The sequence below is a fragment of the Cyanobacteriota bacterium genome (assembly GCA_025054735.1).
Taxonomy (GTDB): domain Bacteria; phylum Cyanobacteriota; class Cyanobacteriia; order SKYG9; family SKYG9; genus SKYG9.
On sequence record JANWZG010000139.1, the window covers coordinates 1 to 8,735 of the forward strand.

An 8,735-nucleotide genomic window follows, 5' to 3' on the forward strand; every position below is an offset into this window, starting at 1 on the left:
CTTACGTAAGTTGTCAAGCTGCATCAGCACCGGCCCTAAATCAACCTGACGAGCACCACTGTCTACAGGCTTACCTTGTCGCCTTGCTAATATATTTTGATGCTGCTTGAGAATAGCTTCTCGTTCCCGAGCAACTTGACGTTGACCAATCAATGGTTCGTTCAAGATTCGGTAGCTCTCTTCCTCATCCGCTAGCTCATTTTCTAGACGGAGGCGATCGTACTCGCTAGCATTTTTAATCTGCTCTCGCAATTCATTAATTGACTGTTGCTTATCTAGAACTTCTTCCTCCTGCATACTAATCAGCTTCGCCATCTTTTCAAATTCGCGCTGCAACTCTTGCACAACTGACTGCAATTCATCTAAGGGCATTCTTTCCAAAGCATCTAAGTCAACCTTTTGACCTATGACCACCTGATCAGATACATCAGCAAGCTGATAAACCTGCTGATATAGCGCGTCATAACTTTGTAACTGTGCGATCAACGCCTGGCTTTGTTCCTGCTTACTATCTAAACGCGACTGATGCGCCTTGAGGTCAGCCTGCGCCTGCTCATAGGCAATCTGAGCTTGGTGCCATTCTTGCCAACGAGCCTGTAGCTCGTGAATTTGTTGATCAAGCTGCTGTTGAAGCTGCTGGGCAGTTGCCTGGCTTTGATCAACGGCTTGCCAATGGCTGTCGAGAAGTGTCTGAAACCCATTAACTGCCTCAAACCCAAGATTGATCTGCTCGCGCACTGCTGCTGTAGGATCAGTCATCGATGATAACTGACCAAGTAAGCGCTGGATAGTTTCAGCCTGACTAGCATCTAGAGTAGACTTGCCCTGCATCTCTGCTTGCTGTGCTTCTAAGCGCTGCATTTCACCTCTAAGCTGCTCCCAAGCAGACTCTAGCTCTTGGCGGTTGCGATCTAATTCTTCACGGAGGCGGGTAACTTCCTCTCTGGAGCTAATAACCTCTTGTCGTTGCTGCTCTAGCTGTTCAAAATCTTCTTCCAATTGCTGGAGCTGCTCAGTGCGTGCTTCTAGCTCCATCTCTCGACGGTTCAGCTCTTGACTTTGGTAAGTCAGCGACTGCTTCCACTGCTCAATTTCATCCTCTTGAGACTTTGACTTTTCAAGCAATCGACACAGGTTATTCAGGGTACTAGCTAACTTACGTGAGGCATCTTCTATCTTCTGAATCTGTTTATTAGCGGTCAGTTCCACCAGTACCAAAACTCCTGGGGCCATTGCATTCGCTTCTTCAGCCGGAATACTTTCCTCATTGGGAACTGTCGTCCAGTTATCAACTGATCGTTGACAAGCCAATAACTTTAGCTCTGCCTTGCCACCGCCTAGCAGGCCACCCTTACCTTTTTGCACTTCCGCTAAATACAGCACACTCGTAACCCTCTCCTAACTGCAATGCCTATCTGTGTAAAGTATTCAAAACGCTAAGCACTCAAAACCTTTGTCCAATATTGTCATAAACCCCGTCAAGCCTAGACAACGTCAGTTCAAGAGACTACATCAATACCTGCCAAAACAACTAAAAGTGATAAGGACAAAACCCAGTTACGTCCAACCATAGGGGTTTAAGGAGGGTTACAATCGTTATAGCTCTCATAAAGCTATGCATTCACTCATACATTCGCACTTCACTCCGTGTCCCACCATTATGTCTCACCATTAAATAGTAAGATACTAGCCTGCTCTCAGCACCTTAGTCTCAGAATCCTAACGTTATGTCAACATCTTGTTTCTAACTAGAAACATCTCAGTTCATAGGCTCAATGTTTATTGACTTGGCGACCTAAACCACACAAACCATACCCACTTAATCATAATCAATTTTCCTCAGGCACACTGATAGCCATTTACGGCACCCATCTAGATATAAATACTATTCCCCATATAACTGAAAGCTGTTCAGAAGAGAGCTTTGGCTGCATACAACCGCATTCAAGCTACCAATCCTGTTAGCGACAGACAGACTTTCGTGTCTTTTATACCCGTGTATAGGGTTGCCGCTGATGCACAATCACACAGCTTCTCCTTTCATCTGGGCAATGCCTACTAGTTTATACCCATGTTTTAACTTCTAACAATGAACTCATAACAAGTCACTACGTTCATTACTTTACAGACGACTGTGTTCTGAAATTCCAAGTTAACTCCATAAACCTCCAACCACTAGAATCAACTATCAACATCATCAGGTTCCGCACCATCTTCATCAAGCCTTTCTACTCGATAAGTGCCTGCTTGTTTCTCATGGCTTACACTTTACAGGTGGTTACAGCTAGTTACGAGTACTGACTCAGTACGCAAGTCCTTGGCATGATGACCTAGAATAGTAACGGTATGCACTGCTTCGTTGGAGAGCGTTGGTGCTTCATGCAGGGCAAGTTAACTGAAATTGATATTCGGAGTATTTTACAGCTTATCGAATTAGGGCAACGCACAGGTGAGTTGTTCGTAGAATCCTATAGTCATCAACCGCTGGGGGTGCCACCTTACCCTAGTAGAGAGTTGCGATCGACAAGGCTTTCTATCGAACGCTCTTGGTTTGTGTTTTTTCTCAACGGAGAAATTATCTATGCTGCCCAAGCAGATGGAAGCCTTACAAGACTTCGTGACTATCTGTATTGCTACGGCTTAGCTGACAGAGCCAAAGATTTGGAAGTGCTTTCGTCAGGGTCGTCAATTTCATCTGTGATTGCTCCTGAGTATGGATATTTATGGGCGCTGTTAGAGAACTACAGTTTGAGTCCTGCTCAAGGACGTGCCATCGTCCAAAGCATGGTGCAGGAGACGCTATTTGATTTACTTAGCCTGCACCAAGGCTCTTTTATTTTTGAGCTAGGTTCTGCGCTAGCTCCCCAATTAACAACCTTTGCCATTGAGCCACTTGTAGCTGACAGTGTAAAACAGATTCAGGCATGGAAGCAATTGCATCCCTATGTGCAGTCTCCTGACCAATGGGTCTCGACAGTTGATGGTACAAGGCTGGCAACAGTTCTTCCAGAGAACTCAATACGTCGTGCTATCACATCTCAGGATGCTCCACTATCTGTGCGCCAAATTGCCCGTCGATCAGGAATGCAGGTCATAGAGGTTGGTCGTTTGCTCTACCCGTATATTCAACAAGGCACAATTCAACTATCTCATCCAATCCATCGAGGGCATGATGATACCGTAGCTAGCAAGTTAGATGTTTCTGGTGTAGGTCAATTATCTGTGGGCAAGTCTTGGCAGCAACCTGTTCGCGCACCTCGTGTTGTCTGTATCGATGACGGATTGGCTGTCCGCACCTCTATTGAGTCAATTCTGAGTCAGAATGGTTACGAAGTAGCTACAATTGGTAACCCTGTGAAAGCGCTGAGCCTATTATTCCAACTGAAGCCTGACTTGATCTTGTGTGACATTGCTATGCCCGATTTGGATGGTTACGAAATTTGTGCAATGTTGCGGCGATCAATCATGTTTAGACAAATTCCGATCGTTATGCTAACAGGTAAAGATGGATTTATTGACCGAGTTAAAGCGCGGATGGTTGGTGCTACCGACTATTTGACAAAGCCATTTGGAAAAAGTGAGTTATTAATGTTGGTGGAGAAATATGTTGGGCTAGGCGATCCAAACCGTCCCAAGCCTAATGAACTGTTAGCTGATGCACTTAGAGATGAGCTGGGAGGTGAGCTAGATACCAAAGTAACAGAGTCGGCGTGATAAAGTCAGCATAGTTGGTTTCTTTTTTGAGTAGGAAATAACTGTAAATCCTTCAAAATTGGGACTAGAAATGTATTGTTATGGGTGATCGTCAAACGTGGATTAGGGAACTATGAGTACAGTTCTAGTTGTAGAAGATCAACGAGCACAGCGGGAAATGATTGCTGATCTCCTAAAGGGAAGTGGATTGTCAGTTACACTAGCGACTGATGGAGTTGAGGCGCTAGAGCAAATTGATGCCCAATGTCCAGATCTAGTTGTTTTGGATATTGTTATGCCTCGTATGAACGGATATGAAGTCTGTCGTCGATTAAAGCAAGATCCCAAAACGCAAAACGTTCCAGTTGTTATGTGTTCGACTAAAGGCGAAGAGTTTGACCGCTACTGGGGTATGAAACAGGGTGCCGATGCCTACATTGCTAAGCCGTTCCAACCGACAGAGTTAGTCGGAACGGTAAAGCAGTTACTGCGGAACTAAAACAGAGGTCAACGTCATGGTTGGTAGTCCAGACTTTTTAACAGGTAGGGGATACGATCAAGCTTCAGAGATTCAAGAGATTGAAACTCCAGAAGGTGAGTTATACTTGAGGTTTTATGTACCCTCTGGTAATGAGTTTGCGTTACCTGCTGTTGGCATTCGGGAGGTGATTCAACAAGCGCCTGATCGGCTTACACCCATTCCTAATGTTTCACCATTACTTTTGGGAACATTAAATGTTCGAGGACAGGTGATTTGGGTTGCAGATCTGGGTCAGTTTCTTGGTGACACGAGTTCTTTGAATACCGATCGAGGTGAAATTCCTGTAATTGCCATTGAAGACCAAGACGCAATGCTGGGTTTGGCAGTTGATCGCCTGTTAGATATGGAATGGCTGGATGTAGAACAACTGAGAATGGCAACAAGCAACGTACCCGACAGTATGGCACCATTCCTGCGGGGTGAGTGGCTAGTTGATGAAACAAGTGGTAAATGCCTCCGGTTGCTTGATCAGGTAGCTATTCTAAGATCAGCACGATGGGGGGCTTAGTAAGGCTAGAATTCACGGGGTAGTTGGCAGTAATCAACAAAAAGTGGCACTCACGACTTGACTTGCAGGAGAAAGCAAATGGCATCTGGTAATGAATTTGCACAGGAGTATCAAAGAGCCTTTAAGGCTTACTCACAGGGCATGTATGACCAGGCGGCGGAAATCGTTGACCAGTTGGTTGTTGACCGACCTGACGATCCCAGCGTCCGACTGCTGCGCGGCCATATTTATTGCTACGGCCTAGGCCAGTATGATATCGCTAGAGAGCAGTATAGTCTTGTACTTAACTTGACCTCTGACCCACAGTTTATTGACTATGCCAAGAGTGGCCTAGAGGCATCAGGAGGCGGGCTAGACTTGTCTACCAATGGCAGTCATGCTACTGAAGGTAGTGCCTATGATACTGCAGATGCGGTTAACGACAGTTATGGGGATATAGCAGCTTCTTCTGACTCTGCTAGTTCATCGAATACCTTTAGCAAAGCTACTGACGCGACGAACGACCCATTTGCCGACCCCTTCGCTGACAATCCATTTGGTAGCACAGATGCTGACGATGCCACCTTTCATGATGACCCCTTCTCCTTTAGTAATAGTGAACCGAACGCTTCGGCTTTTCTGAGCGATAATGGTGATTCTCTAAGGCACTCATTTGGTGCTAGTGGGGCTGGCACTGATGATTTTCTAGATGAAAACAATCCATTTTCGAGTGGCATCAATGCTGATGAACCTGATTTCCTGTCTAGCTCGACACAAGACCTTCGCAGCAGCAATGACGGCGGCACAGACTCTACGTACCTAGTTCAAGACAATGTAGTTGCCAATGAAAATTCTGCCGACTTGTTTACACCTTATAGCCAGCCATCTGAAGAGTCAACCCAGTTTATGCGTGATTCTGACTTTTCTCAAGGCTCAAGTGGTGCAAGTGGCTTTAATCCTCATCGCTCACGTCTGCCCGATATCCCAATTACCGGTGATGACGATGCCATGACATTTGTGTCATCTACTAGCTGGGATGGCTCTTCAGGTATGGGAATCAGTGCTCCTCCAAATGAGTTTCAATCTGATCTGGCCGACAGTGAGATGGCTACATCCAGTGACATGGCTTCGTCAGGCTTTTCCATAGGCCATGACGCTGGGGACTTTATGACTGATTTTGACGAGTTTGATGATTTGGGAAATATAAGCGAGTTTGATTTGGCTGAAAATTCTCAGGGGTTTGCTATAGCTGCTGATGGTTATGGTTCAGATCGTGGTGGCGGGTCGGTTGGCGTTCAGCAGCCGTTCGCGATCGACGATACAGATTCTTCGCGGCGCTCTTCCTCTGGATTCGGCAGAAACAGTCGCTCCTCGTTGTCTGATGATGAAGTCTTTCGGTTCGATACTAGCTCAGACAGGGTGCCTAATTTTACCTTGTCTGAGCAAGTCTCAGTAGAGCCAGATTCTCCTGACAGTCAAGGGCCTCTGGCTTTCTTAGAAAATGCTCCTCTTCCTAGAAAGCAGATTTACACAGCATTGATTACTGGGGTGGTCACCGCCGTTTCAGTGGCTATTGTTCATGCTGTTGCTGTGCCTCGCCTTGACGCAGAAAACAACCCGCAAGGGGTAGTTGATAAGTTAAAGCTGACTAGTTTTATTACCTTGTTAGCAGCCGGAATTGGTGGTGGTGCGACTGCCTATGGTCTAGGACAGGCCACTACCCGACAAATTAAGCGGACAACAAGTAACCTGCAATCGCAGTTTAATGCTATGGCTCAAGGCAACTTTGATGCCCGCGCCACTATATACTCCCAAGATGAGTTTGGCCAATTAGCAGCCGGATTTAACCAGATGAGCCGAGTTGTATTTACTAGCATTACGGAAGCTCAGCGCAAGGTGGAAGAGGCAGAACAGGCTAAGGAAGATCTACAGCGCCAAGTAATTCGGTTGCTAGACGATGTAGAAGGTGCAGCCCGAGGTGACCTAACTGTACAAGCTGAGGTGACTGCTGATGTGTTGGGTGCCGTTGCAGACTCGTTTAACCTGACGATTCAGAACCTGCGAGAACTAGTACTGCAAGTAACCCGTGCTGCTCGTCAGGTAAATAAAGGCTCTGCGGATTCGGAAATGTTTGCGCGAGGCTTGTCATCAGATGCACTGAGGCAGGCAGAAGAGTTGGCTGTGACCTTAAATTCTGTCCAGGTTATGACCGAGTCTATTCAGCGGGTTGCTGACAGCGCTCGTCAGGCGGAAGAGGTGGCTAGAGCAGCATCTGCAACTGCTCTCAAGGGCGGAGAAGCTGTGGAATCAACTGTGGCTGGTATCTTGCGTATTCGAGAGACAGTAGCAGAGACTACTCGCAAGGTGAAGCGTCTAGCGGAGTCATCTCAAGAGATTTCTAAGATTGTGGCGTTGATTTCTCAGATTGCATCCCGTACTAACTTGCTGGCACTAAACGCAAGTATTGAGGCGGCTCGAGCAGGTGAAGCAGGTCGAGGGTTTGCGATCGTAGCAGATGAGGTACGTCAGCTAGCAGACCGGGCTGCTAAAGCATCGAAGGAAATTGAACAGATTGTATTGCAGATTCAGAGTGAAACCAGCTCAGTAATGACAGCAATGGAAGAAGGTACCCAGCAAGTTATTGAGGGTACAAGGCTGGCTGAGCAAGCAAAGCGCTCCCTGGATGAGATTATTCAAGTATCTAATCGCATCGATGCTCTAGTGCGGTCAATCACGGCTGATACCGTAGAGCAGACAGAAACTTCTCGTCAGGTTGCTCACGTTATGCAATCTGTAGAATTAACGGCTCAAGAAACATCTCAAGAAGCGCAGCGGGTGTCTGGTGCTCTTCAAAGTCTTGTAGGTGTTGCTCGTGAATTGTTGAACTCGGTAGAACGATTCCGCGTAGAACAAATGGAGCGATAGGGTTATGCAGCCGGAACAACAACAGCGCATTACAGCCTACTTTATTGAGGAAGCAAAGGAGCACTTAGCGACGATCGAGCAGGGCTTGTCAAACCTGCAGGCTACGATCAGCGATGCGGAAGCTATTAATGATGTGTATCGTGCAGCTCACTCAATTAAGGGCGGTGCAGCTATGTTGGGGTTTACAGGTATTCAAACCGTAGCCCATCGGCTAGAAGATTTCTTTAAGGTTCTAAGGGAAACACCTATCCGCTCAGATAAACATCTTGAGTCATTGTTTACAGCAGTCTATGACGTGCTAGTTCGCCTAGTTGGTGTGCTTGAGCAGAATGGCACGCTTACCGCCGAGGATGCCCAGGGCCAGTTGGCAGCAATCGAACCGACGATTACCCAACTCCGCCGACATCTTGATACTCTGTCCGCTACTTCCCCCGTCCATATCCCTATCACAACTGCTACTCCTGCTGCAACATCTAATCCTGAAGTGAGGTCAACCATGCCAGAACATAGTGCACTGTTGCTAACATTCCAGAGCGATGTTCCTGCTCAGCTCAGGGAAATGCTTCAGCTATTCAAGCAAGGTGACTCTCATCAAACTCGACAGGCGCTACAAGATTGTTGCCAACGCTTAAGCCGCATAGGAGAGCAATTTGACCTCTCTCGCTGGATTGAATTGTTAAATCTGTCTCAGCGTGCGATCGCCCATGAAGCTAACTCCTATCGTACCCTTGCTCAGGTTGTCATCAAATCAATCAAACAAGCCCAAGATCTTGTACTAGCTGATCAAGCAAACCTGATCACCCCTACTGATGATTTGCTGGCACTAGTGCCTGCTTCAGAACCCCTATATACGGGTGACGATGAAAGCTTAGATGATCTGTTAAGTATTGGCGAGGAACTGCTACTAGACAGTGGTACTCACCATCAAAGTAGTGCTCTGGCAGAGCTTACCGAATGGTCTGAGTCCCACACCGAAAGTTTTGATTTCACTGGCTTAGAGGCTGCTATGCCCGATGAAATCTCATCTGAATCTGACGACAGTCTCAGTCTAAGTGATGCTCCAGGCCCAGAGGTCGATATTGCCGAATT

The 8,735-nt window shown here is 46.8% G+C and carries 6 protein-coding genes; 5 read left to right on the top strand and 1 reads right to left on the bottom strand.

The annotated features are described in order from the left end of the window. Positions 1-1,383: pilus motility taxis protein HmpF (gene hmpF, locus NZ772_08410; GenBank protein MCS6813575.1), on the bottom strand; the 1,383-nt coding region annotated here is incomplete at its 3' end. Positions 1,384-2,379: 996 nt separating this feature from the next. Between hmpF and NZ772_08415 the strand changes: the two genes are divergently transcribed. From NZ772_08415 to NZ772_08435, 5 genes are all read left to right on the top strand, one after another. Further along, positions 2,380-3,714 carry a response regulator gene (locus NZ772_08415; GenBank protein MCS6813576.1) on the top strand — a complete coding sequence of 445 codons (1,335 nt, stop codon included), beginning with the start codon at positions 2,380-2,382 and terminating at the stop codon, positions 3,712-3,714. 112 nt (positions 3,715-3,826) lie between these two features. Further along, positions 3,827-4,192 (top strand): response regulator, encoded by a 366-nt coding sequence (locus NZ772_08420; GenBank protein ID MCS6813577.1) that lies wholly within the window; start codon positions 3,827-3,829, stop codon positions 4,190-4,192. Between the two features lie 16 nt (positions 4,193-4,208). Further along, positions 4,209-4,742: a chemotaxis protein CheW gene (locus NZ772_08425; protein ID MCS6813578.1), complete on the top strand. Its 534-nt coding sequence runs from the start codon at positions 4,209-4,211 to the stop codon at positions 4,740-4,742. A 78-nt stretch (positions 4,743-4,820) separates the two neighbouring features. After that, a complete protein-coding gene (locus NZ772_08430; protein MCS6813579.1) occupies positions 4,821-7,646 on the top strand; it encodes a methyl-accepting chemotaxis protein in 2,826 nt (941 codons plus the stop codon). Between the two features lie 4 nt (positions 7,647-7,650). Then, positions 7,651-8,735, top strand: a 1,085-nt coding sequence (locus NZ772_08435) for an Hpt domain-containing protein (protein MCS6813580.1), incomplete at its 3' end; no start/stop codon positions are given.

Excerpts from the sequence above, each read along its gene's own strand:
- NZ772_08425 (MCS6813578.1), top strand. The coding sequence starts at position 4,209 with ATGGTTGGTAGTCCAGACTTTTTAACAGGTAGGGGATACGATCAAGCT.
- NZ772_08420 (MCS6813577.1), top strand. The coding sequence starts at position 3,827 with ATGAGTACAGTTCTAGTTGTAGAAGATCAACGAGCACAGCGGGAAATG.
- NZ772_08430 (MCS6813579.1), top strand. The coding sequence starts at position 4,821 with ATGGCATCTGGTAATGAATTTGCACAGGAGTATCAAAGAGCCTTTAAG.
- NZ772_08415 (MCS6813576.1), top strand. The coding sequence starts at position 2,380 with ATGCAGGGCAAGTTAACTGAAATTGATATTCGGAGTATTTTACAGCTT.